Genomic DNA, 24755 nt, shown 5'->3' on the forward strand with positions numbered 1-24755 from the left:
TTACCTTCCACTGTCGAAAGAGAGGGTCGTTGGATACCGTCAGCGGCCGAAGCCGCGACGGCAACGGGGGTTCATGCGCGCGATCTTACGCTTTCTGTTTGACGTAGCGGCCGGGCGCCGGCTCGATGGCCGGGTAGTCCGCATTGCCGTAGCCCTTGGGCGCAGCTTTCTGCGCACCGGCGTGGGATGCGAGCCAAGTTGACCAATCCGGCCACCAGCTGCCGGGATGCTCCTTGGCACCCTCGAACCACGCATCGGCGGACTCGGGCAGCTTGGCATTGATCCAGTGCGAACGCTTGTTGGCCGCAGGCGGGTTGATGACGCCTGCGATATGTCCCGAAGCGCCCAGGACGAAACGCCGCTTGCCCTTGAGCAGCGGCACCGAGCCATAGGCCGACTTCCACGGAACGATGTGGTCTTCACGCGAGCCGTAGATGTAGACCGGCGCCTCGATCTTGCCGAGATCCACTGGCGTGCCGTTCACCTTCAGCTTGCCCGGCGTCTTGAGGTCGTTCTGCAGGTACGTATGGCGCAGGTACCAGCAGTACCACGGGCCCGGCAGATTGGTGGAATCGCCATTCCAGTACAACAGGTCGAACGGCGCGGGCGTCTTGCCCTTCAGATAGTTCTCGACAACGTAGTTCCAGACGAGATCGTTCGGGCGCAGGAACGAGAACGTGTTTGCCAGCTCCACGCCACGCAGCAGGCCCGGGCCGGTCGGCGCATTGCTGCCGATGGTCTTTTCACGCATTTCCACCTGGGCCTGGTCGACAAACACGTCGAGAATGCCGGTGTCCGTAAAGTCGAGCAGCGTGGTCAGCAGCGTCAGGCTCGCGGCCGGGTGCTCGCCGCGCTCCGCGAGCACGGCCAGGGCTGTCGAGAGGATCGTACCGCCTACACAAAAGCCCAGCACGTTGATCTGGTCCTGCGCGGAGATCTCGCGTGCAACGCGAATGGCCTCGATCGCACCACCTTCGATGTAGTCGTCCCACGTGCGGGAGGCCATGCTCGCGTCCGGATTGCGCCACGACACCAGGAATACGGTATTGCCCTGCTCCACCGCATAGCGGACGAGCGAATTGGCCGGCTGCAGATCGAGGATATAGTACTTGTTGATGCAGGGCGGCACCAGCAGCAGCGGGCGCGCATGCACCTTGGCTGTCAGCGGCTTGTACTGGATGAGCTGGAAGTAGTCGTTCTCGAAAACGACCGCGCCTTCGCTGTTGGCGACGTTGCGGCCGATCTCGAACGCAGTTTCGTCTGTCTGCGAGATCTTGCCGCGCTCCATGTCCTGCAGCATGTTCAGGATGCCGGTGCGCAGGGATTCGCCACGCGACTCAATCAGTTGTTTCTGCGCTTCCGGGTTGGTCGCAAGGAAGTTGGACGGCGACATGGCCGCTGTCCATTGCGAAACGGCAAAGCGCACGCGCTCGCGGGTCTTGACGTCCGCCTGGACTGCATCGGCCATTTCCATCAACGTGCGGGCGTTGAGCACGTAGAACGCAGCCGCGTAGCCGTAGAGCGGGCTCTTGCGCCACGCATCGTTCGAGAAACGGCGATCCGACGGCGCCACGGCTTCGGCGCTTTCGCCGGTGCTCATGTGGCGCCAGATCTGAAGCCATTCTTCAAGATACTTCTGCTGGATTTCGGCCAGCCGCTCGTGCGGAATCAGTGCGAACGGAGCCGCACCCTCACCCATCGCTGCGCCGTTGAACTGGCCAAGACCAGGCGCCGCCGCACCGGGTTGCGCGAAGGCGCCCGCAAAGGCTTGCCATTGCTTGAACTGCTCTGCCCACTGCGTAGGGTCCGACAAGCCCGGCCAGGGAGCTTGAGTGTGGGCGCTAGATGCTTTGGATGATGTCGATTGACGCGATGCCATAGTGCCCTCGATCCGACGATATGCGCCGCTCCGGTTGGAACGGCGGCGCAACTCGTAGTATTGCGAGGCATTGTTGCCTTGCCGTTTCAAGGCTGTCAATCGTAGTTACCTGACGATCGAACAGAAACGCCGGCCCAGCGCGGGTCTTGCGGCATTCAACGAAAACGGCGGCCACCAAATGGCTAAGCGCGGCGCCAGGGCTATGATCCAATTTGCGCAGTTTCGTGCGAGACTGCCCCATTGCGCCAACGCCGGGCACCGCTTCTTCCCATGTATATCGTCGCCATCGCGTGGCTCTATGTCGTGCTGATGATGTCCTTGACTGAGCAATCTTGGATTGCTGGCATCGGCACATTTGTCTTCTACGGCGTGGCGCCGCTATCGCTCTTCCTGTGGATTGTCAGCACGCCGGCGCGCAGGCGGCGCCGGAAAGCCCAGGAAGCTGCGCAGGACGAGGCGGACACCACCGCCACATTGAGCAGCGACACAGGCGACGGCGCCGCCTGAACGCTTACTCGGCGCGCCAGATCAGCGTGGCCATACGGCCTGTGATGCGCTCCCGTCGGTATGAATAGAAGCGCTCGACGTCCATCATCGTGCACAGGCCGCCGCCGTACACGTCGGTACAACCAACCCGCGCCAGCCGCAGCCGGGCCAGCGCATACAGGTCGGCAAAGACCTTGCCAGCCGATACGCCCTCCCGGAACGCCGCTTCCGTGGCAGGCAGTTCGCCGGGCCTGACGGCGTCGATAAAGGCTTGACGCACTTCCTCACCCACTTCAAAGCATGATGGTCCGATGGCGGGCCCCAGCCATGCCAGCCACGTGGGATCGGCCTCCTGCCCGCTGGCACGCAGCCGCTGCATCATGGCGTCGAGCGTGCGCTCGATCACGCCGCCACAGAGACCACGCCAGCCCGCATGCGCGGCGCCCACAGTGACGCCGCGGGCGTCGCTCAGCAAGACAGGCAGGCAATCGGCCGTCATGACTACGCAGACGCGATCCCGCCAGGACGCCACCGCCGCATCGGCGACCACAGGCGCTGACGTACCAACGAGTTGATCAAGATCAGCCACATCGGTGCCGTGCACCTGTTCCATCCATGTTGGATCGGCGGGTAGCGCTGCACGCAAGATGCGGCGATTCTGATCAACGGCTTCGGGCGCGTCACCGACGTGCTGGCCGAGGTTCAGGCCACCCGGCAAACCGCCGGCCAAACCGTAAGGTCCTGTACTGACGCCACCCAGGCGCGTCGTGGCCAGCGCCTTGACGCGAGGATGCGCAGGCCAGTCGGGGACGATCCAGTCAGTTGACATCGGCATCGGGGTCCAGGTCGAGAGCTTCCAGCAGATCGGCAAAATCGTCGGGCACGCCGGCTTCCCAGTGCACCGATTTGCCCGATGCTGGGTGCACGAGCCCCAGGCGCACTGCATGCAGCGCCTGCCGCGTAAAAGGCACCGGCAACTGCGCCTTGATCGTCTGCGGCTGGCCACGTCGGAAGTTGCGCGTGTAGACCGGATCGCCAAGCAACGGATGCCCCTCCGATTCAAAGTGCACACGAATCTGGTGTGTACGGCCGGTCTCGAGCTGGCAACGCACCAGCGACACCTGTGCGCGCCCGAGGTCCACCACGTCAAGCGTCTTGAAATGCGTGCGCGCCGGCTTGCCGCTGGCTGTCTCGATGATGGCCATGCGCGTGCGGTCACGCGGATCGCGGCCGATCGGAGCATCGATCGTGGCTTCTTCCGGCGTTTCGCCCCACACCAGCGCGAGATAAGTCCGCTTGACGGTACGTGCCTGCAATTGGCGCACGAGGTCGGTCTGCGCAGGCAGCGTACGGGCGACCACCATCAGGCCGGAAGTGTCTTTATCGAGGCGGTGAACGATGCCGGCACGCGGCAACTCTACGGCGTCGGGATAGCGGTGCAGCAGGCCGTTGAGTACGGTGCCGCTCCAGTTGCCCGCGGCGGGATGCACCACCAGCCCGGCAGGCTTGTTGATGACGAGCAGCGTGTCGTCTTCGTACACCACATCCAGGTCGATGGGCTCGGCGACGAAGGCGTTTTCGTCGGCCGCGCGTTGCGGGACGACTTCGATGCGGTCACCGCCGGAGATCGCCGCACGCGGGCGCACCACCTCACCACGCAGGCGCACCGCGCCGGCATCAATCCATTGCTGGAGGCGGCTGCGCGAATAGTCGGGCAGCAGCTTGGCAAGCGCCTTGTCCAGGCGTTCGCCGTGCATGGTTTCCGGAATCTCTATGATGATCGGCTCGGCTGCCTGGCCCGCACCGGCGGCAGGCAAATCGAGCGCCTCATCATCGAGGGCGTCTTCCGTCTCCGGCGCAGTGAGGGAAACGTCAGCCAGTGCGTCGTCTGACACAGGGCTTGGGCTATAATGCTTGATGCGATTTTTCATTCAGAAAAGGTGCCCATGTCGGTCACGAGCGTAAAGCAGGCGCGTATTGTTAGTCGAATTGGCAATCGAATCCGCGCGCAAATCGGAGCAGTGTTGATGGCAGGCGTTGCATGCCTGGCTATCTCGGCCTGCGGCATCCTGCCGGAACAGCAAGACGAAACGGCTGGCTGGTCAGCCAACAAATTATATTCCGAAGCGAAGGACTCGCTCGACGGCGGCGACTACGCCAAGGCGGTCAAGTACTACGAAAAGCTCGAAAGCCGCTATCCGTTCGGCCAATACGCCCAACAGGCCCAGATCGAGACCGCCTACGCCAACTACAAGGATGGCGAGACGGCTGCCGCACTGGCCGCCGTGGACCGCTTCATCCAGTTGCACCCCAATCACCCCAGCGTCGATTACGCCTATTACCTCAAAGGCCTGATCAACTTCAACGACAACCTGGGCTGGCTCGGCCGCTTCTCGAACCAGGACTTGAGCGAGCGCGACCCGAAGGCCGCACGCGCCGCGTACGATGCGTTCAAGACGCTGATCACGCGTTTCCCGAACAGCAAGTACACGCCGGACGCCACCCAGCGCATGCAGTACATCGTGAACGCGATGGCCGAGCATGAAGTGGGCGCCGCACGCTACTACTACCGCCGCGGAGCCTACCTGGCCGCCGTCAACCGCGCGCAGGACGCCATCAAGGATTACGACCGCGCCCCGGCTGTGGAAGAAGCGCTGTACATCATGATGAAGTCGTACGAAGCACTGGGCATGAAAGACATGCGCGACGACACCGAACGCATCATCAAGCAGAACTACCCGAAGAGTGATTTCCTCGCCTACGGCCAGCGCAAGAAAGACAAGCCCTGGTACCAATGGTGGTGAGCAAGGTTCGCACAGCACAGCAAAAAGCCCGGTCGATTGGCCGGGCTTTTTGTTTGTGCGTGCGGGTCAGTCTTCAGAGCCGCCCGTGGGCTGCTCATCCGAATCCGCCCGCAGGGAACGAAGGAATTCGGCAGCCGTCTCGGCCTCGCGCGTACGCTTGAAGGGTGGCAGGCTTTGCCAGATCTGGCGACCGTAGTTTTTCTCAACCAGCCGCGGGTCGCAGATCATCAGCACGCCGCGATCGGTCTCCGAGCGAATCAACCGCCCCGCCCCCTGCTTGAGCGTGATGACCGCGTGCGGCAACTGGTGGACGGCAAACGGGCTCAGCCCCTTTTTCTCCAGCGCCTCCATGCGGGCACTCAGCACCGGATCATCGGGCGGGGCAAACGGCAATTTGTCGATCACGACCAGCGAGAGCGCCTCGCCGCGTACGTCCACACCCTCCCAGAAACTCTGGCTACCGACCAGCACGGCGTTGCCGAGCGTGCGGAAACGGTCCAGCAGTTCCGTCCGGCTGGCCTGACCTTGCACGAGCAGCGGGAAATCCCAACCGCGTTGCGCGAATTCATCCGTCAATCGTTCGGCCGCACGGTTGACGGCGCGCAGCGTCGTGCATAGCAAGAACGTCTTGCCACCCGCTGCTTCAATGAGCGGCAAGGTAGCGTCGAGCACCGCATCGGTAAAGCGCGGATCGCTCGGCTGCGGCAGATCGCGCGGCACATAGAGCAAGCCTTGCGATGCATAGTCGAACGGGCTGTCGAGCGTCATTGATCGATCACGATCCAGGCCCAACTGCGCGGCATAGTGCGTGAAGTTCCCGCGCACCGACAGCGTAGCCGAGGTGAAGACCCACGCGCGCGGCTGGCCGGCACGCTGGCGGGAAAAAATCGGCGCGATCGACAATGGCGTCAGATGCAATTGCACGGAGTTGGCGAATACCTCGACCCAGCGCACACGTTCGTCGACAGCCGCCGCGCTTCCGCCCTCCTTGCCCTCGTCGTCACCTTCCTTCTTTGGCGCCTTTGGAGGCTTGGGATCGACCCACGCCTCAAGCTTCTCGCACAGCGCCACGGCGCGGCGATGGCATTGCTCGATGGTCTCCGCGCGTTCCGCCTGGGCCTCCAGCGCGCCGGTAAAGTCGGAGAGCGCCTGCTCCAGCTTCGGCAGTACCTCGTAGAACGGCTTGGCGAGGGCTGCATCATTGTCGATCTGCTTGATCGACAGGCGGGAGCCATCCTGGCGGAAGACCAGGCGCAGATCACGCGCGGCACGCTCCAGCGGCGCGGCAATCGCGACCCAATCCACCGCATCGCGTGCGTGCGAAAGGCCTTCGGCCACGCTGTCGCGTGCGAGTTCGAGAATCTGGTTCGTGGAGATGGTCTCGCCAAAGAACAACGTGGCGGTTTCTGGCAGCTGGTGCGCTTCGTCGAAGATGATCGTGTTGGCGGCGGGCAGCAACTCCGCCATGCCGGTGTCCTTCAACATCACGTCTGCAAAGAACAGGTGATGGTTCACCACCACCACGTCGGCCTGCTGCGCCTCCTTGCGGGCGCGCATGACGAAGCAGTCTTTGTAATACGCGCAGTCCGAACCCAGGCAATTGTCGCGCGTGGAGGTGACGAGATTCCACACCGGTGCGTTCTCGGGCACGCTGGCAAGTTCGGCTTTGTCGCCCGTTTTCGTCGTCTTCAGGAACAGGTTGATCTGGCGCAGCCACGCGGCGTCCTGGCGCGAAAAGAGACGTCCGTTCTGCGACGCGCGCTCCACGTGGTAATGGCAGACATAGTTGGCGCGCCCCTTGAGCAACGCCACCGACACCGGTGCATTGAGCGCCTTGCGCACCGTCGGGATGTCGCGCAGGAAAAGCTGGTCCTGCAGGTTCTTCGTCCCGGTGGAGACGATCACCTTGCCGCCCCAAAGCATCGCGGGAACAAGGTAGGCGTACGTTTTGCCCGTGCCGGTCCCGGCCTCGACGATGATCGAATCGGCGGCTTCGATGGCGTTGGCCACGGCCTGCGCCATCGTCAGCTGCGCACTGCGGGGCCGGTACCCCTCGATACCCTTGGCGAGCGTACCGTCGTCGGCGAACAGCGTCGACAGTTCGGCATGATGGGCATCGGCGGGTACAGAGGCAGCGGGAGCCGAAGCGTCGCCGGCATCGGCGTCGGAGTCAGCCGACGGCTCGGCCAGCGGGGAAAGCGAAGTCAACGCGGAATCCGTGGGGTCAAATGACGGAGGCCGCACGTGATTGCGGCCTCTCGGGATGAAAATCGAACCAAGTTCGGGCGGGCGCTAGGCCGGCACGTCCGGCTCAAGCTGCAACTGTAGCAGGGTGATGGTGTCCTTGAGTTTCAGGCGGCGCTTCTTGAGACGGCGCAACTGCAACTCGTCGTGATTGGCAGTCGTCGCCAGCCGGTCGATCAGGAAATCCAGATCGCGGTGCTCGATCTGCAATTCAATGATGCGACGCGAGATCGTATTCAGATCGCTGTCCATCGCTCTCCTCCGGAAACCCGGCCTTGGCTGAAGTTTAGAACCCCAGCGGACTGGTGTTGTTCTGGTTTTGCTGGTTTCGGCGCTTGGCTTGTTCGCGGCGCTCTTCCAATTCCTTCTGGCGCTTGGCGGCGTCTTGCTGCTTTTCCTGGAATTGCTTGGCGCTTTCCGCACGCTTGGCGGCATTGGCTGCGCCCTGCTCCTGCGCGGCTTTCAGCTTAGCGTCGTAATCGGTCTGCTTTTTGGCAGCGGCCTGCGCGTTGGCAGCGCGCTGCGGCGCTGCGGCCTGGCGCTGCGCCTCATTCAGCCGCTGCTGCTCCTGCTTGCTCGCAAAATCGGTGCGATTCTTCTGCTCGGCAGCTTCGCGCTGGGGCCGTTCGGCGTTGTACTGGGCCTCGCGGATGGCACGCTCCTGGTCGCGACGGGCAGCGCGGTCGGCGCGCTCGGCTTCGTCTAATGCCAACTCGCGTTCGCGGATGGAGTGGAGTTCCGTGCGACGCACATCCTTGGCCTTGTCGATGCAGCGCGTGACGAGGAATTTGTCGTAGCAGGCCCGCTCGGCCTGGGCGTACCGGTATTCGGCCCAGGATTTGGCGCTGGCGATGCGATCGTGCTCGGCGCCGAAATCGGGCTGCGTGGCGGGCACCGCCGCAGTCGGCGCAGAGGCGGGCTGAGACTGACTCCATGCGGGCGCGGCAAGCAGCGCGACACTGAGCACGGACGCCGGCAGAACCAGCTGGGAAGCGCGGCGCGCAGCAGCGCGGCGACGGGCAGAAAACAGGAGCGTAGGCATGACGCGCATTTTATCACCGCGCCTGTGCGGCAAACGCCGCGCGGCCACGGATTTCAGCTCAGGAACAGGGTTCGCGTTGTGGCAAAATGCGCGGCTTTCCATCGCACTCTCTGGAAGCAATGACTGATTCCGTGTTGCAGAAGATCGTCTCCCGCATCGCCATTGAACTGGCGGTCCGGCCCCAGCAGGTTGCCGCCGCCGTGCAACTGCTGGACGAAGGCGCCACAGTGCCCTTCATCGCACGTTACCGCAAGGAAGTGACGGACAACCTGGACGACACGCAACTGCGCAACCTGGAAGAGCGCCTGCTGTACCTGCGCGAACTGGAAGACCGCCGCGCGGCCATCCTGGCTTCCATTGAAGAGCAAGGCAAGCTGACCGATGCCCTGCGCACCGCCATCGAGGCGGCCGAGACCAAGCAGGTGCTGGAAGATCTCTACCTGCCCTACAAGCCCAAGCGCCGCACACGCGCTCAGATCGCCCGCGAATGCGGCCTGGAGCCGCTGGCCCAGGCGCTGCTGGCCGACCCCACGCTCGATCCTCAAACCGAAGCCGCCAAGTTCGTCAACGGCAATCCGACCGCCGATGGTGGCGTGCCGGACGTGAAGGCCGCACTGGACGGCGCACGCGACATCCTCTCCGAGCAATTTGGCGAGACAGCCGAGCTGCTTGGCAAGGTGCGCGACCATCTTTGGAATCAAGGCCAGGTTTCGTCGACCGTGGTGGAAGGCAAGGAAACCGCCGAAGAAGAAAAATTCCGCGATTACTACGCGTATAGCGAGCCGATCCGCAACGTGCCGTCGCACCGCGCGCTGGCCCTGTTCCGCGGCCGCAATGCAGGCGTGCTGTTCGTCAAACTCGGACTCGGCGAAGAACAGGACGCGCTGAACCCGCACCCGTGCGAAATCATGATCGCGCGCCATGTCGGCATCGAAAACAGGGGCCGCGCAGCTGACAAGTGGCTGTCGGACGTGTGCCGCTGGTGCTGGCGCGTGAAGGTTCAGCCGCATATCGAAACCGAACTGCTCACGCAACTCCGGGAATCGGCCGAAGCCGAGGCCATCAAGATCTTCGGCCGCAATCTGCACGATCTGCTGCTGGCCGCGCCGGCCGGCCCGAAAGCGGTGATGGGCGTCGACCCGGGCATCCGCACGGGCTGCAAGATCGCGGTGGTTGACCACACTGGCAAGCTGCTCGAAACCGCTACGATCTATCCGCACGAGCCGCGCCGCGACTGGAACGGTTCGCTCGCGACGATGGCCCGCCTGGCCAAGCAGCACGGCGTGGCCCTGGTTTCCATCGGCAACGGCACAGCAAGCCGCGAGACCGACAAGTTGGTGCAGGACCTGATGCGTAACGCACCGGAGCTGAAGCTGACCAAGATCGTGGTGAGCGAGGCCGGCGCGTCTGTGTATTCGGCGTCGGAGCTGGCGGCCAAGGAGTTCCCCGAACTGGACGTGTCGCTACGTGGCGCGGTGTCGATCGCGCGCCGCCTGCAAGACCCGCTGGCCGAACTCGTGAAGATCGACCCGAAGTCGATCGGCGTCGGCCAGTATCAGCACGACGTGAACCAGCGCGAGCTGGCACGCGCGCTGGACGCCATCGTCGAGGATTGCGTGAACGCGGTCGGCGTGGATGTGAACACAGCCTCTGCCCCGCTGCTGGCGCGTGTATCGGGCCTGAACTCCATCCTCGCCAAGAACATCGTCGAGTATCGCGATGCCAACGGCGCGTTCGCCAACCGCGACGCGCTCAAGAAAGTCCCGCGCCTGGGCGACAAGACGTTCGAGCAGGCCGCAGGCTTCCTGCGCATCAACGACGGCGACAATCCGCTGGATCGTTCCTCGGTGCACCCGGAAGCGTATCCGGTGGTCAAGCGCATCCTCGACAGCATCAAGAAGGGCATCGGCGACGTGCTCGGCAACCGCGAGGCACTGCGTGGCCTGACCGCCCGTGACTTCACCGACGAGAAATTCGGCCTGCCGACCGTGGTCGACATCCTGTCTGAACTGGAAAAACCCGGCCGCGACCCGCGCCCCGAGTTCAAGACGGCGACGTTCCAGGACGGCGTGGAAGACATCAAGGACCTGCAGCCCGGCATGGTGCTCGAAGGCGTGGTGACGAACGTGGCGGCGTTTGGCGCCTTCATCGACATCGGCGTGCATCAGGACGGCCTGGTACACGTGTCGGCGCTGTCGACCAAGTTCGTGCGCGACCCGCACGAGGTGGTCAAGCCTGGCCAGATCGTCAAGGTCAAGGTGATGGAGGTGGACGTGAAGCGCAACCGCATCGGCCTGACGATGCGCCTCTCGGATGAGCCCGGTCAGACGGCCGCGCGCACGGGCGGCAGCGATCGCCCGAGCAGCGGCGGCGGTCGCCACGGCGGTCAGCAACGTCGTGCGCCGGAACCGTCCGGCGCCATGGCAGAAGCGTTCGCCAAGCTCAAGCGCTAACGCGCATTCTATTGAGCGGAACCCGCCCGGTTTTCGGACTCGGCGGGTTTTTTCATGGCCGCGTGCGGGCCGTTACAAGTCCTTACGCGCATGGATCTTTGCTAACACTCATGCGTCGTCGGCCAGTCTTTTCGGCCCGTTAAGGTGACACAGGCGCACCGCCTGGGACCCACGAGGAGAAACGCCATGAAGACGAGCCACACCCTGATTGCCGCCCTGCTTGCTGTTGCCGGTACCGCCGCTTTCGCGCAGACCACGCCCGTCCAGCAAGTTCAGCAAGACAATCAGCAGATTCGCCAGGACAACCGTGACATCCGCCACGACAACCGCGATGTCCGCCGTGATCGCGCGGACATCGGCGCCGACAAGGCCGCATTGAACGCCGACCGCGCCGCCCGCAACGCCGATCAACGCCGCGAAGACCGCGACCTGGCCAAGGGCAACGTCGGGGGTGCCGAATACTGGAACAAGAAGCGCGCCGAAGAGCAGCATGAAGTCAACGCCGAGCGCCGCGACCTGCACCGCGATCGCAAAGACCTGCGACACGACGTCAAGGACCGCAACCACGACGTCCACGCCCGCAACGACGAAGTCCGCGAGCGCAATCACGCCGCTGCGAAGATGTAATTGCGGCCCCGCCCCAACAAACAAAACGCCCGTGCGTCTCTCTCGCACGGGCCGTTTTGTTATGCAGCGGAAGGTTGATCAGATTTCGACCTTGGTACCCAGTTCCACCACGCGGTTGGCGGGGATGTGGAAGAAGTCCGACGGCTTGGCGCCGTTTTGATGCATCCATGCAAACAGCCGCTCACGCCACATCGACATACCCGGCAGCTTGGACGGCACCACCGACTCACGCGCGATGAAGAACGATGTATCCATCAATTCACAGCGCGTGCCGATCTGCGGCTGCCCCAGTTCGAGCACGCGGTACACATCCGGCGTTTCCTTGAAGCCATAATCCGCCTTGACGATGTAGATGCCGCTGCCGAGATCGCGCACGGACACGCGGTGCTTGTCGTCCACGTAGGGAATATCGCGTGTGACGAAGCTGATGAAGATCACGCGCTCGTGGAGCACGCGGTTGTGCTTGAGGTTATGCAGCAACGACACCGGCACGAATTCGGTATTGCCTGTGAGGAAAACGGCCGTGCCCTCGACCCGATGCGGCGGATGGGCCAGCAACCCAGCCAGGAACGGCTCGAGTGGGATGCCATCCTCCAGGCTGCGCGCACGCAGAAGCTTCTTGCCCTTGTACCAGGTCATCAGGAGGAAGAACACACCGGCGCCCAGCGTCAACGGGAACCAACCGCCATCGCGGATCTTCAAGAGGTTCGCGGCGAAGAACGCCAAGTCCACCACCAGGAAACAGACACTCACGAGCGTCACCAGCGCCGGATGCCAACGCCAGACCGAGCGCATCACCACCGCAGCCAGCACCGTGGTAATGACCATCGTGGTCGTCACGGCGATGCCGTAGGCGGCAGCCAGGTTGTCGGACTTCTTGAACGCCAGCACCACGCCCACCACCAGGATCAGCAGCATCCAGTTGACCATCGGCACGTAGATTTGGCCGATCTCGGCTTCCGACGTGTAGCGAATGCGCATGCGCGGCACAAAGCCAAGCTGAATCGCCTGACTCGTCAGCGAGAACGCTCCCGAAATCACGGCCTGCGAGGCAATGACGGTAGCCGCCGCCGCAAGCATCACCATCGGGAGTTGCAGCGCTTCCGGCACGGAACGGTAAAACGGGTTTTCGATGGTGCTTGGGTCGGTCAGCAGCATGGCGCCTTGGCCGAAGTAGTTCACCAACAAGCTCGGCGCTACGATGAAGAACCACGCCCAGCGGATGGGCCGGGCGCCGAAGTGGCCCATGTCAGCGTACAGCGCTTCAGCGCCGGTCAGCACCAGAAACACCGAACCCAGCACGATGAACGCCTGCAGCGCATGGTCGTGCAGGAACGAAATCGCATACATCGGGTTGACGGCCACCAGAATCTGCGGCGCCTTCACCAGATTCATCATGCCCAGCGCGGCTAGCGCGGCAAACCACAGCAGCATCACCGGACCGAACAGCTTGCCGACCACCGACGTGCCGCTCCGTTGGATGAGGAACAGGACTGCCAGAATCACGATCGTGATCGGCAGCACAAACGGCGACAGCGCGGGCGCGGCGATCTCCAGGCCCTCCATGGCCGACAGGACGGAGATGGCCGGCGTGATCACGGCGTCGCCGTAGAACATGCACGCGCCGAAGACGCCCAGCATCATCAGCAGCGACATGCGCCGGGAATCGGTATTGGCCGTACGCAGCGACAGCGCCATCAGCGCGAGAATGCCGCCCTCGCCGTTGTTGTCGGCGCGCATGACGAACAGCACATACTTGAGCGACACCACGATCACCATCGCCCAAAACAGCATGGAGATGATGCCGAGCACCGCACCGCTGGAGAAGGGAATGCCGTGATCAGGGCTGAAGCATTCCTTGAGCGAATACAGCGGGCTGGTGCCGATGTCTCCGAACACCACACCCACGGCGCCGATCACCATGGCGCGCAGGTTCACGTTGGTCTGGGGCGACCCGGTTGCTGTGAGAGCTTGACTCATTAACTTGGAAATCGGCCGAACTTCTGGCCGCTCAAAAAATCGTGCATTGCACAATGAGGGCGGATTGTACTCCCCGCCTTCGTCACGCCAACCCCTCGAACGGGCATTCGTTGCCGCAGTGCATCACGATGCTCTGCCCTACAGGGAAAACGTTCCCCAGCGCCGAAATAAAATTGCCCAGGCATATAAAACCCGAATGGAGCACATTGTGCAACGCCAATCCGGCTCCCTAGCGTGCGGGCAACACATTGTGCGTGCGGCACTGCACATAGCCGAAAGTAGGACTGCAGCCGACAGAACTTTGTAGGAAAATGCCTGACAAACCTTTATTGCAAACTACGTTGAGCGACTTGCAACCAGCCGCCCGACGCATCCAAAACGGGGACGGCCTTGCCCCACTCATCCATCCGCATCCTGGGGCGTTCCAAGCCTTCGCTGACCGCACTGATCGTGCTGCTGGTTGTGGCCGCCCTATTGTTTACGATCCCGCGCATGATCCTGCCATGGGCGCAATCGGCCTTCATGCAGCGGCTCGACCCGTCTGTTTGGGCCGATTACGCCGGCCCGTACGATCTGGCAGCCGCCGTGGTGGCCGCCAGCGCGCTCATCATCTTCTTGCTGCGCCGCTAGGCGCGACCAGCCAGCATCAACGCGCCAGTGCGCGCGCGCATTCCGCCACCAGACCTGGGCCGCGATAGATCAATCCCGTATACAGCTGCACCAGCTGCGCGCCAGCGTCGATCTTCTCGCGCGCGTGCTCGCCCGCGAGAATGCCGCCCACGCCAATGATGGGCACAGCATCGCCCAGCAAACCATGCAAGGCGCGAATCACCCGCGTCGAGCCCTCGCGCACCGGCTGGCCCGACAATCCGCCCGCCTCTTCCGCGTGCGCCAGACCGGCGACGGCCTCACGGCTGATCGTCGTGTTGGTCGCAATCACGCCGTCCATCTTATGGCGCAGGAGCGCGTCGGCAACGTTGGCAATCTGGTCATCGTCCAGGTCTGGCGCGATCTTCAGTGCCACCGGTACGTAGCGCTTGTGCTGATCTGCCAGGCGCTGCTGTGCCCCGCGTAGCGTCCCGAGCAGACTGTCCAGTTCGCTCGCGCCTTGCAGTTGACGCAGGTTCTTCGTGTTCGGCGACGAAATGTTGACCGTCACATAGCTTGCATGCGGATACACACGCTCCAGGCAATGCAGGTAATCGTCGACGGCGCGCTCGATCGGGGTGTCGGCGTTCTTGCCGATGTTCAGGCCGAGCACGCCGCCGGCCTCACGCCACTTCGATGCCTTCACGTTATTGATGAACGCATCGACACCGCCGTTGTTGAATCCCATACGGTTGATGAGCGCATTGGCAGCCGGCAGCCGGAACATGCGCGGGCGCGGGTTGCCCGGCTGCGCACGCGGCGTGACCGTGCCAACTTCAATAAAGCCGAAGCCGAGCGCGCCGAGCGCATCGATATACGCGCCATCCTTGTCCAGGCCGGCAGCCAGCCCCACCGGGTTGGGAAACTTTACGCCCATCACCGTGCGCGGCCGCGGGGCTACGCGGCCACCGATGCAGCCCGAAAGGCCCATCGCGTGCGCCCGCTTGAGCTGATTCAGCGTGAAGTGATGTGCGTCTTCTGGGTCCATCGAAAACAGCAGCGGGCGGGCAAGCGGGTACAGGGCGTTGAGCACGGTCGGAATCAAGAGAAGAACGCGAAAGGCGGCATTGTAAACGGCCGGCACGCCGCAATGCATCGTGCGCACCGCTTTCGAACATGACTGCGCACGATGTGTCTAAGAACCCGTCGGCGCGTGGCATCGCGGGCCCTCTCCACGGGTAACATGCACCATCAATATGCATGCCGCGCGAAATAAGTGTTGCGTTGCCGCACAGGTTTCCCTATACTCTTTTATTCGACGGACGCGGGGTGGAGCAGTCTGGCAGCTCGTCGGGCTCATAACCCGAAGGTCGCAGGTTCAAATCCTGCCCCCGCAACCAGCCAAAGTAGAACGGCTCGCTCCAAGACCTGAGCCGAATCATCAAGCCCGCACACAGCGGGCTTTTTGTTTTCCGACGCCTCTGTGTGCACCGTTTCGCGTGCAACTCCGTGGATACTCCCGCCCCAACTGCGTCACGCGGGGCCACATCGCCGCGGTGATACACTGAGGCATTCCACCCGCGACGATTCCCCATGAAATTCTGTTCCAACTGCGGCCAGTCAGTCGTCTCGCGCATTCCCGCCGGTGACAACCGACTGCGGGACGTTTGCGACCATTGCAATACGATTCACTATGTGAATCCGCGCAACGTGGTTGGCACCGTGCCGGTTTGGAATGATCAGATCCTCCTGTGCAAGCGCGCCATTGAACCGCGCTACGGCTTCTGGACGCTGCCCGCAGGCTTCATGGAAATCGGGGAAACCACCGCGCAGGCCGCCAACCGCGAAACGCAGGAAGAAGCCGGCGCCAACGTCGAAATCGGCGAGCTGTATTCGGTGCTCAACGTGCCGCACGTGCACCAGGTGCACCTGTTCTATCTGGCCAAGCTGAACGATCTGGATTTCGCCCCGGGCGAAGAAAGCCTGGAAGTCGCACTCTTCCATGAAGCCGACATCCCTTGGGATGACTTGGCCTTCCCGACTGTCATCCACACGCTGCGTTGCTTCTTTGCAGACCGCGCAGCCGGCAGGCTAGCTGACGGCAGCTTCCGCCTCCACACGCTCGACATCTACAAGCCGATGCGCTCGGCTGCAATCGACACGCCGGCCACGACGCCGTAACACACAACCAACGTTGTCCGCATCATGATTGCCTGGCTGGATCCGCACGATCCCTTCCCGCCGGTCGATCGCGCGCTCGGGCCGGAGTCCGAAGCGCCCGGCCTGCTGGCCGCCAGCGCTGAGCTATCGCCGCAACGGCTGCTGATTGCGTATCGACAAGGCATTTTTCCGTGGTATGCCCAGGGCCAGCCGGTGTTGTGGTGGAGCACCGATCCACGCATGGTGCTCCGCCCCGAAGACTTTCGCGTATCAACCACGTTTCGCAAGACGCTGCGCCGCGTGCTTGACGACCCGGCCTGGGAAATCCGCATCGACCACGCCTTCCGCGAAACGATGGTCGCGTGCGCCACCACAGCGCGCCCTGGACAGCACGGCACGTGGATCACCGAAGACGTCATCCAGGCGTACACAGCCCTGCACCGCCGCGGCTACGCGCACAGCGTGGAGACGTGGCACGCCGGGCAACGTGTGGGTGGCCTGTACGGCGTGGCGCTTGGCCGCATGTTCTACGGTGAATCGATGTTTGCGCATCGCACCGATGCCTCGAAAATCGCGCTGGCAGCGCTCTGCGCCTTCCTCGGCGGTCAGGGCGTCGCGATGATAGACTGCCAGCAGGAAACCGAGCATCTGGCGTCGCTGGGCGGTGCCCCGGTGCCGCGCGCGGCGTTTCTCGCACATGTGCGCGAAGCGGCCAGCGCGCCGGCCATTGTGCCGTGGCACTTCGACAAATCGGTGCTCCGCCGGTGGACCGTACGCAATGAGCAAGCTTAAGGAACTCCCCCTCTCGGCATTGCAGTTCTATGCCACCGCGCCTTACGCATGCAGCTACCTCGATGGCCGCCTGGCGCGCTCGCAGGTCGCCACCCCGGCGCACCTGATCAACGCAGACGTCTATTCCAAGCTCGTGCGCGCTGGCTTCCGGCGCAGCGGGATCTTCACCTATCGCCCTCACTGCGACGATTGCCATGCGTGCACGCCATGTCGCGTCGTCGTTGATCAATATTCACCATCGCGGGCGCAACGCCGCGCCGCCGAGCGGCATCAAGGGCTTGAGGCGCTGGTTGCACCGCTCACCTATGTCGAAGAGCACTATCAGCTCTATCTGCTGTACCAGTCTGTCCGCCATGCGGGCGGCGGCATGGACCACGACAGCCGCGATCAGTACGAGCAGTTCCTGCTACAGAGCCGCGTGAATTCGCGTTTGGTGGAGTTTCGTGAGCCGCCCGAATCGCCATCGGCGGGCAAGCTGCGCATGGTGAGCATGATCGACGTGCTGGAAGATGGGCTGTCGTCCGTCTACACGTTCTACGACCCGATCGAGCAGAAGGCGAGTTATGGGACGTACAACGTCCTGTGGCAGATCGCTCAGGCGCAGGCGCTGGACCTGCCCTATGTCTATCTAGGCTACTGGATCGAACAGAGCCGAAAGATGGCTTATAAGGCGCTGTTCCAGCCACTGGAACTACTTGTCAATGGCGAGTGGCGGCGGTTTGAAGACGTGGTGCCGCGGACCACGGAAGAATGATCAGCGCGACGTGCGCTCGATCCCGACGTCGACTACACCGTACGTACTGATGCTGGAACTTTGGTTGTATTGATCGCGGGAAGTCGTACAACCTGCCAACGCACCGCCCACGCAAGCCAAGCCTGTCGCCCACAGTGTGGCGCGCTTCCACCAAGTCATTTTGCTCATGAGGTCGATTCCTTTCAGGGCGCGGTCGAAAGCCGCTCGGCGAGCGCCGTGTTGTTTGCGCGGACCATACCCGGAATCAGGAACATGTCCACCAGCACCCACAGCCCGCCGATGACGGCCAGCACCCAGCCCGCGGTGTTACCCATGTCACGAAACGCCAGCCATGTGCCGCCGATGTTGGCAATGGCCTGCGCGATACCGCTGCCTGGCCGCTTCAGGTAGAAGCGATGCGCCCCCAGGAAGCCCAGCAGAAACCACCAGAGGTAGGCAACGCCCGGACTCTTCTTCTGGGCGTCGTACAGCATGATTTCGCGGGCGGTCTGATTCATGGCATTGGCTGACACGGGAATAAGCTGTCAGACACTAGCACGCATCCTGCGTTCCATGTCGCCCCGCGATTACATGCTGGCGAGCTTCGCCTCAGCCTTGTCCGTCCACAAACGCATTTCGGCCAGCAACGACGACGGCGAGAACGAACAGCTTTCTTCGCCAAACGACACCGCCATATCCAGCCGCTGCAGCAAGGAGCGCCGCACCTGGTCATACGCCGGCGGCAAGATTGCCAACGGCGCGAGCACTGCGTCGTCGCGCCACTGCTTGAGCAAGTGCGGCAGGTCGGGCGACTTTGCGTGACGGTCGAGCGCGTCGCGCAGCGTTTGGAGGGATTCAGCGCTGGTCATGCTCGGGCCTTCTTCTCACGATACAGCTCGCGGAACGTCTTGCCTGCTGGGGCCGGCATGTCACGTGTGTCGGTCCAGCCTTTTCCGACGGGCAGCGAGTGGATCAGCTTCTTGTCACCGCCCATCCAACGCAGCACGCGCGCTGCAACCCAGGTACCGGCCGAGTACAACGCCGGTCGCCGTGCCATGAAGCCCCACACGCGCAAGCCAAAGCGCTCCGCTTGCGGGCGCAATTCGCGCTCCATTTGCTTCTCGCGCAGCGTACGCAACAGATCCGACAACGGGATGGACGCAGGACACACGCGATTGCATTCACCGCACAGCGTGGCCGCTTGCGGAAGGTCCAGTGCGTTCGACAGCCCCACGTAGCTCGGCGTCAGCACGCTGCCCATCGGGCCCGGATACACCCAGCCGTACGCATGGCCGCCGATCTTCTGATAGACCGGGCAGTGGTTCATGCACGCGCCGCACCGGATACAGCGCAGCATCTCCTGGAATTCGCCGCCGATCAGGCCACTGCGGCCGCCGTCGACGATGACGAAGTACATATGCTCTGGGCCATCCTTCTCGCCGGGCGCGCGCGGGCCCGTCAGCAGCGAGAAATAGTTCGAGATCGCTTGTCCGGTCGCCGAACGCGGCAACAAGCGCATGACGGTCGCCAGATCCTCGAGCGTCGGCAGCACCTTCTCGATGCCCGTCACGGCAACGTGCACGCGCGGCATGATCGTGCACATGCCTTCGTTGCCCTCATTGGTGACGATCGCCACGGAACCCGTCTCGGCAATGATGAAGTTGCCGCCCGTCACGCCCATGTCAGCGGACAGAAACTCGGGCCGCAGCACTTCGCGCGCCTCACGCGTCATCTCGGGAATGTCGGTCAGACGCGGCTTCTTGTGCGTCTTGGCGAAGAGGTCAGCAATCTCCTCCTTATCCTTGTGCACTACCGGCGCAATAATGTGCGACGGCGGCTCGCTATCGTTGATCTGCAGGATGTACTCACCCAGATCGGTCTCGATGCTCTGCACGCCCATCTCGCCGAGCACCTGGTTCAGGCGCATCTCTTCGGTCACCATCGACTTGCTCTTGATGACCTTCTTGACCTCGTGCTGGCGGGCGATCTCTGCGACCAGGCGAGCGGCATCGGCCGTGGTTTCGGCAAACAGCACCTTGGCGCCACGGCGCGTCGCTTCCGCCTCGAAGGTGGCGAGCCAGACGTCGAGGTTTTCCAACGCGCGGTTGCGGCGCTCCTTCAGCGCTTCACGCGTAGCCGGAAAATCGATGTCCTGGATGGCTGCCGCGCGTGCGGTGACGAATTTGGTCGAGAGCTTGGTAAGGTTCTGCTGCAGGCGCTTGTCGGCGAGCTTCTGCCCGGCGCGTGCTTTGAATTCCATGCTGCGGACTTGCATGTGATGGCGTCTCCGTCGTGTTCTTGGCGTCGCGATTACGCGTCGCCCGCAAGGACTTGAGCGATGTGCAGCACGCGCGTGTGCGTGTCGCCCATACGGCGTAGCCGGCCTTCGATGTTGAGCATGCAGCCGACATCGCCGAGCACCACGGTATCGGCGCCACTGGCCTTGATGTTGGCGCATTTCTCATCTGCAATGGCGGTGGAGATATCGCCGTACTTGATCGAGAACGTACCGCCGAAACCGCAGCACGCTTCGCATGCGGGCATCTCGGTCAACTGCACGCCCGGCAGTTTGCCAAGCAGCTCGCGCGGCTGCGCTTTCACGCCCAACTCGCGCAGACCGGAGCACGAATCGTGGTACGTCACGTGACCGTGAAATTCGGAGTCGAGCGATTCGACGCGTGCCACGTTGACGAGAAAATCCGTCAATTCGTACACACGCGGCGCCAAGCGCTCATAGCGGCCCGCGAGTTCCGGATCGTCGCGAAAGAGATCGGCGTAGCCCTTGCGGATCATGCCGCCACAAGAACCGGACGGGACGACAACGTAGTCGAACTGCTCGAATTCCTTGAGCGTTTTCTCGGCCAGGTCGCGCGCCAAAGGGCGATCGCCGGAGTTGTAGGCGGGCTGCCCGCAGCAGGTCTGCGCGGGCGGCACCACGACGTCGTAACCGGCCTTTTCCAGCAGCTTGAGCACTGAAAACCCGATCTCGGGCCGCATCAGATCAATGAGGCAAGTGACGAACAAACCTACGCGCATGGGAGTCTCGTGTGTTCTGCTGGAAGCCGCCATTATGCGCCTGCTGCCTCGCCTGGCGCGGGTCTGCGGGCACAGAACTTCTTCATGTCGATGGTGAGAGCGCTTCACGAGGTGGCGCTAAGCACAGTTGCTGGCCGACCGAGAAAGCCTTCGAAAATACACGGAATCATGCGTCGGGATGGTGCGCATTTTCACATCGTGGGATAGAATTTTGCATCGCATCCGCAACCCACTGCACCCATGGCAGAAGCAGACAAGGACCCCGGCAAGACGTCTATCCAGGTCATCGAACGCATGATGATGCTGCTCGACGCGCTTGCCGATCACGCCGATCCGGTCAGCCTGAAGGCGCTGTCGGCCAGCACCGGCCTGCACCCGTCCACCGCGCATCGCATCCTGAACGACATGGTGGCTTGCCGCTTCGTCGATCGCTCCGACCCGGGCAGCTACCGTCTCGGCATGCGTTTGCTCGAACTCGGCAACCTGGTCAAGGCGCGCCTCTCGGTACGAGAAGCGGCGCTCGCGCCGATGCGCGCCCTGCACCGCCTGACGGGCCAGACCGTCAACCTCTCGGTGCGTCAGGGCGACGAGATCGTCTACATCGAGCGCGCCTATTCCGAGCGCTCTGGCATGCAAGTGGTGCGCGCCATCGGTGGCCGCGCACCGCTGCATCTGACTTCGGTTGGCAAGTTGTTCCTGGCTGCTGACGAACTCGGCCGTGTGCGCGCCTATGCGACACGCACGGGCTTGTCTGGCCACACCCGCACCTCCATCACGGATTTGCCCAAGCTTGAACGCGAACTCAACTGGGTGCGCACCAACGGCTACGCGCGTGACAACGAAGAACTGGAACTCGGCGTGCGCTGCATCGCTGCCGGCATCTATGATGATTCGCGCCGGCTGGTAGCAGGTCTGTCGCTGTCTGCACCGGCAGACCGGTTGCAGGACAGCTGGCTCGACAATCTCAAGGACACCGCGCTACAGATCTCCAAAGGCATGGGCTACACGTATGAAGAGGACGCCGTGCGCGCGGAGTGAGCCGCCGGTTTTGCTCAACAAAAAAGCGCGTCATCGAACGCGCTTTTTTGTTGGGTGATGCGGTGGCTCAGGCGCCGTGCTGCTCCGACGCCAGCACGGTGGCGGGCTGCGTCGACACCGGTACATTCCGCAGCGGCGCAGCCGCTTGCGTGGCCGGCTCGATGTGCGGATTGCGCTCCAGCCAATTGCGCACACGCGTGGCGTCCGCAAAGCGCGTGAGGTTGCCGGCCGAATCCAGGAACACCATCACGACATTGCGGCCATGCACGTTGGCCTGCATGACGAGGCAGCGGCCGGCTTCGTTGATGAAGCCGGTCTTCTGCAGGCCGATATCCCATTCGCCGCCGCGCACCAGACGGTTGGTGTTGACGTAGTGCAGCGTGCGGCCGTTGGCGCTGACCGTATGTTCGGGGGTGGTTGTGAATTGACGAATGAGCGGCACCTTGTAGGCAGCTATCACGATCTTGGCGAGATCCTGCGCGCTCGACACGTTGCTGCTAGACAGGCCGTTCGAATCTACATAGTGCGTATCGTTCATGCCGAGTTCATGCGCCTTGCGGTTCATGGCGGCAACAAATGCCGGACGACCGCCCGGATAGTTGCGGCCCAGCGCGGAGGCTGCACGGTTTTCCGACGACATCAGCGCCAGCAGCAGCAGGTCTTCGCGCGTGAGCATCGTGCCGAAGCGCAGGCGCGAGCCCGTGTTGCGCTCGTAGTCGCGATCCTCATCGGTAATTTCAAGCAGCTCGTCCATCGGCTGATGTGCATCGGTCACGACCAGTGCGGTCATCAGCTTGGTGATCGAGGCAATCGGCAGCACGGCCGACGAATTCTTCTGGAACAGCACTTCGCCGTTGTTCTGGTCCATCACCAGCGCAACGGAGGAACGCAGCGCCAACGCATCGGGCGTCGAACGCAGTCCCATCGCTTCACCAAGTGTCGGGGACGCCGGCACGAACGCCGCACGCACCGGACGTGCACCGCGCTCGACCATGATCACGCGACGCTTGCCTTTGACGGTGACGACCTTGCGGACTTTGGTGGAGGCGACTTCATCGCCGCTCGTAGCCGCGACTTTGGCGCTGGCCTTGCGATTGGCGACGGTCTTGCCTTTGGATTTGGCTTTCTTGCTAGCGGCGGGTTTTTTGTCGGTCGTGGCAGCGTTGGCCACGGTAGTGACAGAGACGGCAGCGAGCGCGACGGTCATCAGCGAAACGAAGCCGAGACGTCGAAAAAATGAGGAAACAGACCGTGACATGGTTCGATCACCCGCGCGTGAGATGGCGCAAGTGTAGGCAAAAACAAAATTCTTAGCAAGATGAAGGACTTAGCTCACGGCCTTAAAGTTTGACCTGTGGAGCCTTATCATTCGGTCATCATTTCGACGCAATCGTCTGCCGGAGCAGGAGCCTAATCACGAAGAAAGTTGCACAAGACGCACATTTCTCCCCGTGTAGATCGGAAGTGGGACCGGAAAATACCCCGTGATTCGATCGCAAGTGACGACAATCACGGTTTACAACCGTCCCCAACATTCCCTCACAACACACGCGCCGCGTACGTCGAGTCGCAGATGGAAGTCTAACGACGGATCGGTCGTATCTGTTGACATAATTCGGCGACTTTTCACCGCCAATTCTCGCTTTGCACGAAGATGTGCGCTGTAGCGTGCAGGCAGCGCCGTGATAACGACGTCAGTCCAGGAACCGGGTGAAGTCGGAGACAGGCGCCCGCTCGGTGACAAGCGTATTTTCGATGGCGGCAGGATTCGCGTAACCCATCGACATGCCGCAGACGACCATCTCGTCATCCGTCAGCCCGAGATGCTCTGCGATGACCCGATGGAACTGCGTGAACGCGGCCTGTGGGCATGTATCGATGCCCCGAGCACGCGCGGCCACCATCACGGCTTCCAGGAACATGCCGTAATCGAGCCAACTGCCCTGCTCCATCACGCGGTCGATTGTGAAGATGATGCCGACCGGCGCATCGAAGAATCGGAAGTTGCGCGCGTGCTGTGCGTGCATGCGTTCCTTGTCGGAGCGTCCAATGCCGAGCAGGCCATAAAGATCCCAGCCGACCTTGCGGCGCCGACTCTGGTACGGATCGACCCACGTGCGCGGGTAGTACGGATACTCCTCGCGATGCAGCGTGTCCACCTCCGGGTGGTCGTACGCCACCAACACGGATTCGGACAAGCGCGCCTTCGACTCGCCCGTCAGCACATAGACCTTCCACGGCTGCGTATTGCTGCCTGACGGCGCACGGCGCGCTACATCGAGGATCGCCTCGATGTCTTCCCGGGCGACGGGCGTCGGCAAGAATGCGCGAACGGAGCGGCGCGAAGTGATTGCCTGATCGACGCGTTCGACTTCTGTGGAGGTGGGGCGTCGGTCGGTCATGGCGATGCGCAAAATTCAGGCGGTGATATTGGACGCGAGCGGTTCGAGCACAGCACGCAGCGCATCGGGCAGTGGCACCGGGCGACGTGTTTCGCGGTCGACGTAGACGTGCACGAAATGGCCCTGAGCGGCGGCCTCCTGGGCGTCGCAGCGGAACAGACCCACCTCATAGCGCACGCTCGTGTTGCCAAGGCGTGCAACGCGCAGCCCTGCCACCACGGGATCGGGAAACGACAGCGGCGCGAAGTAGTTGCATTGTGTCTCGATGACGAGGCCGATGGTGTCGCTGTGTTCAGGGTTCAGCACGCCCTGCTCGATCAGATACGCGTTCACCACGGTATCGAAGTAGCTGTAATAGACGACGTTGTTGACGTGACCGTAGACGTCGTTGTCCATCCAGCGCGTGGTGATGGTGTGGAAGTGGCGGTAGTCGTCGCGCGTCTGACGGGGCGTGCTCATAGGCGGCTGGCCGGTGGCAGTGGAAAGTGATC

26 protein-coding genes and 1 tRNA gene are annotated in these 24755 nt (G+C 62.8%); 11 read left to right on the forward strand and 16 right to left on the reverse strand.

What is annotated here, in order from left to right; translation table 11 throughout:
* Positions 1-85: 85 nt before the first annotated feature.
* Positions 86-1879, reverse strand: a complete 1794-nt coding sequence (gene phaC, locus BEK68_RS12545) for a class I poly(R)-hydroxyalkanoic acid synthase (protein WP_012435884.1) — start codon at positions 1877-1879, stop codon at positions 86-88.
* Between the two features lie 270 nt (positions 1880-2149).
* Between phaC and BEK68_RS12550 the strand changes: the two genes are divergently transcribed.
* Positions 2150-2386, forward strand: a complete 237-nt coding sequence (locus tag BEK68_RS12550; protein ID WP_012435885.1) for a hypothetical protein — start codon at positions 2150-2152, stop codon at positions 2384-2386.
* Positions 2387-2390: 4 nt separating this feature from the next.
* On the opposite strand, the gene pgeF is transcribed toward BEK68_RS12550, so the two are convergent.
* A complete protein-coding gene (gene pgeF, locus BEK68_RS12555) occupies positions 2391-3200 on the reverse strand; it encodes a peptidoglycan editing factor PgeF (protein ID WP_012435886.1) in 810 nt (269 codons plus the stop codon).
* Positions 3184-4296, reverse strand: a complete 1113-nt coding sequence (locus BEK68_RS12560) for an RluA family pseudouridine synthase (RefSeq protein ID WP_009240763.1) — start codon at positions 4294-4296, stop codon at positions 3184-3186. The genes pgeF and BEK68_RS12560 overlap by 17 nt, the downstream gene beginning before the upstream one ends.
* 15 nt (positions 4297-4311) lie before the next feature.
* Here BEK68_RS12560 and BEK68_RS12565 point away from each other — a divergent pair, with 15 nt between their 5' ends.
* The gene (locus tag BEK68_RS12565; protein ID WP_024541696.1) at positions 4312-5169 is read left to right on the forward strand and encodes an outer membrane protein assembly factor BamD; all 858 of its coding nucleotides are present in this window, start codon (positions 4312-4314) and stop codon (positions 5167-5169) included.
* A 66-nt stretch (positions 5170-5235) separates the two neighbouring features.
* On the opposite strand, the gene BEK68_RS12570 is transcribed toward BEK68_RS12565, so the two are convergent.
* The 3 genes from BEK68_RS12570 to BEK68_RS12580 form a co-directional block, all read right to left on the reverse strand.
* Complete coding sequence (locus BEK68_RS12570; RefSeq protein WP_024541697.1) at positions 5236-7377, reverse strand: ATP-dependent DNA helicase; 2142 nt, start codon at positions 7375-7377, stop codon at positions 5236-5238.
* Positions 7378-7461: 84 nt separating this feature from the next.
* Positions 7462-7665, reverse strand: a complete 204-nt coding sequence (locus BEK68_RS12575; RefSeq protein ID WP_004627116.1) for a DUF465 domain-containing protein — start codon at positions 7663-7665, stop codon at positions 7462-7464.
* Between the two features lie 34 nt (positions 7666-7699).
* Positions 7700-8464, reverse strand: coding sequence for a hypothetical protein (locus tag BEK68_RS12580; RefSeq protein WP_012435888.1), 765 nt, complete (start codon positions 8462-8464; stop codon positions 7700-7702).
* Here BEK68_RS12580 and BEK68_RS26380 point away from each other — a divergent pair.
* From BEK68_RS26380 to BEK68_RS12590, 3 genes are all read left to right on the forward strand, one after another.
* Positions 8454-8582 (forward strand): hypothetical protein, encoded by a 129-nt coding sequence (locus tag BEK68_RS26380; RefSeq protein ID WP_259393685.1) that lies wholly within the window; start codon positions 8454-8456, stop codon positions 8580-8582. The two genes, BEK68_RS12580 and BEK68_RS26380, sit on opposite strands and share 11 nt — an antisense overlap.
* Positions 8575-10908, forward strand: a complete 2334-nt coding sequence (locus BEK68_RS12585) for a Tex family protein (RefSeq protein WP_012435889.1) — start codon at positions 8575-8577, stop codon at positions 10906-10908. The genes BEK68_RS26380 and BEK68_RS12585 overlap by 8 nt, the downstream gene beginning before the upstream one ends.
* Positions 10909-11094: 186 nt before the next feature.
* Positions 11095-11535, forward strand: coding sequence for a hypothetical protein (locus BEK68_RS12590; RefSeq protein ID WP_012435890.1), 441 nt, complete (start codon positions 11095-11097; stop codon positions 11533-11535).
* Between the two features lie 78 nt (positions 11536-11613).
* Here the strand turns inward: BEK68_RS12590 and BEK68_RS12595 are convergent, their stop codons facing one another.
* Positions 11614-13515, reverse strand: coding sequence for a potassium transporter Kup (locus BEK68_RS12595; RefSeq protein ID WP_012435891.1), 1902 nt, complete (start codon positions 13513-13515; stop codon positions 11614-11616).
* Between the two features lie 390 nt (positions 13516-13905).
* Here BEK68_RS12595 and BEK68_RS12600 point away from each other — a divergent pair, with 390 nt between their 5' ends.
* On the forward strand, positions 13906-14145 hold the full coding sequence (locus BEK68_RS12600; RefSeq protein WP_004627127.1) for a hypothetical protein: 240 nt from the start codon (positions 13906-13908) through the stop codon (positions 14143-14145).
* A gap of 16 nt (positions 14146-14161) precedes the next feature.
* Here BEK68_RS12600 and BEK68_RS12605 read toward each other — a convergent pair whose 3' ends face one another.
* Positions 14162-15196, reverse strand: a complete 1035-nt coding sequence (locus BEK68_RS12605) for a quinone-dependent dihydroorotate dehydrogenase (RefSeq protein ID WP_024541698.1) — start codon at positions 15194-15196, stop codon at positions 14162-14164.
* 230 nt (positions 15197-15426) lie between these two features.
* On the opposite strand from BEK68_RS12605, the gene BEK68_RS12610 reads away from it, so the two are divergent.
* The 4 genes from BEK68_RS12610 to BEK68_RS12625 all read left to right on the forward strand — a co-directional run bounded on the left by BEK68_RS12610 (position 15427) and on the right by BEK68_RS12625 (position 17809).
* Positions 15427-15503: transfer RNA gene (locus tag BEK68_RS12610), tRNA-Met, on the forward strand.
* Between the two features lie 193 nt (positions 15504-15696).
* Positions 15697-16284 carry an NUDIX hydrolase gene (locus BEK68_RS12615; RefSeq protein WP_012435893.1) on the forward strand — a complete coding sequence of 196 codons (588 nt, stop codon included), beginning with the start codon at positions 15697-15699 and terminating at the stop codon, positions 16282-16284.
* A 24-nt stretch (positions 16285-16308) separates the two neighbouring features.
* The gene (aat, locus tag BEK68_RS12620) at positions 16309-17055 is read left to right on the forward strand and encodes a leucyl/phenylalanyl-tRNA--protein transferase (protein ID WP_004627134.1); all 747 of its coding nucleotides are present in this window, start codon (positions 16309-16311) and stop codon (positions 17053-17055) included.
* Positions 17042-17809, forward strand: a complete 768-nt coding sequence (locus BEK68_RS12625; RefSeq protein WP_012435894.1) for an arginyltransferase — start codon at positions 17042-17044, stop codon at positions 17807-17809. The genes aat and BEK68_RS12625 overlap by 14 nt, the downstream gene beginning before the upstream one ends.
* Here BEK68_RS12625 and BEK68_RS25755 read toward each other — a convergent pair whose 3' ends face one another.
* The 5 genes from BEK68_RS25755 to BEK68_RS12645 all read right to left on the reverse strand — a co-directional run bounded on the left by BEK68_RS25755 (position 17810) and on the right by BEK68_RS12645 (position 20824).
* On the reverse strand, positions 17810-17977 hold the full coding sequence (locus BEK68_RS25755; RefSeq protein ID WP_170816385.1) for a hypothetical protein: 168 nt from the start codon (positions 17975-17977) through the stop codon (positions 17810-17812). It abuts the gene before it with no gap.
* 14 nt (positions 17978-17991) lie between these two features.
* On the reverse strand, positions 17992-18306 hold the full coding sequence (locus BEK68_RS12630; RefSeq protein ID WP_012435895.1) for a TM2 domain-containing protein: 315 nt from the start codon (positions 18304-18306) through the stop codon (positions 17992-17994).
* A gap of 69 nt (positions 18307-18375) precedes the next feature.
* On the reverse strand, positions 18376-18657 hold the full coding sequence (locus BEK68_RS12635) for a hypothetical protein (RefSeq protein WP_012435896.1): 282 nt from the start codon (positions 18655-18657) through the stop codon (positions 18376-18378).
* On the reverse strand, positions 18654-20063 hold the full coding sequence (locus BEK68_RS12640; RefSeq protein WP_004627143.1) for a LutB/LldF family L-lactate oxidation iron-sulfur protein: 1410 nt from the start codon (positions 20061-20063) through the stop codon (positions 18654-18656). The genes BEK68_RS12635 and BEK68_RS12640 overlap by 4 nt, the downstream gene beginning before the upstream one ends.
* A gap of 35 nt (positions 20064-20098) precedes the next feature.
* Complete coding sequence (locus BEK68_RS12645; RefSeq protein WP_012435897.1) at positions 20099-20824, reverse strand: (Fe-S)-binding protein; 726 nt, start codon at positions 20822-20824, stop codon at positions 20099-20101.
* 240 nt (positions 20825-21064) lie between these two features.
* Between BEK68_RS12645 and BEK68_RS12650 the strand changes: the two genes are divergently transcribed.
* Positions 21065-21862, forward strand: coding sequence for an IclR family transcriptional regulator (locus tag BEK68_RS12650; RefSeq protein WP_004627146.1), 798 nt, complete (start codon positions 21065-21067; stop codon positions 21860-21862).
* 67 nt (positions 21863-21929) lie between these two features.
* Here BEK68_RS12650 and pbpG read toward each other — a convergent pair whose 3' ends face one another.
* From pbpG to BEK68_RS12665, 3 genes are all read right to left on the reverse strand, one after another.
* Positions 21930-23120: a D-alanyl-D-alanine endopeptidase gene (pbpG, locus tag BEK68_RS12655; protein ID WP_012435898.1), complete on the reverse strand. Its 1191-nt coding sequence runs from the start codon at positions 23118-23120 to the stop codon at positions 21930-21932.
* Positions 23121-23556: 436 nt separating this feature from the next.
* Positions 23557-24264 carry a nitroreductase gene (locus BEK68_RS12660; protein WP_012435899.1) on the reverse strand — a complete coding sequence of 236 codons (708 nt, stop codon included), beginning with the start codon at positions 24262-24264 and terminating at the stop codon, positions 23557-23559.
* A 15-nt stretch (positions 24265-24279) separates the two neighbouring features.
* Positions 24280-24723 (reverse strand): acyl-CoA thioesterase, encoded by a 444-nt coding sequence (locus BEK68_RS12665; RefSeq protein ID WP_004635933.1) that lies wholly within the window; start codon positions 24721-24723, stop codon positions 24280-24282.
* Positions 24724-24755 lie beyond the last annotated feature (32 nt).

This window comes from Ralstonia pickettii, from assembly GCF_001699815.1.
Taxonomy (GTDB): Bacteria; Pseudomonadota; Gammaproteobacteria; order Burkholderiales; family Burkholderiaceae; genus Ralstonia; species Ralstonia thomasii.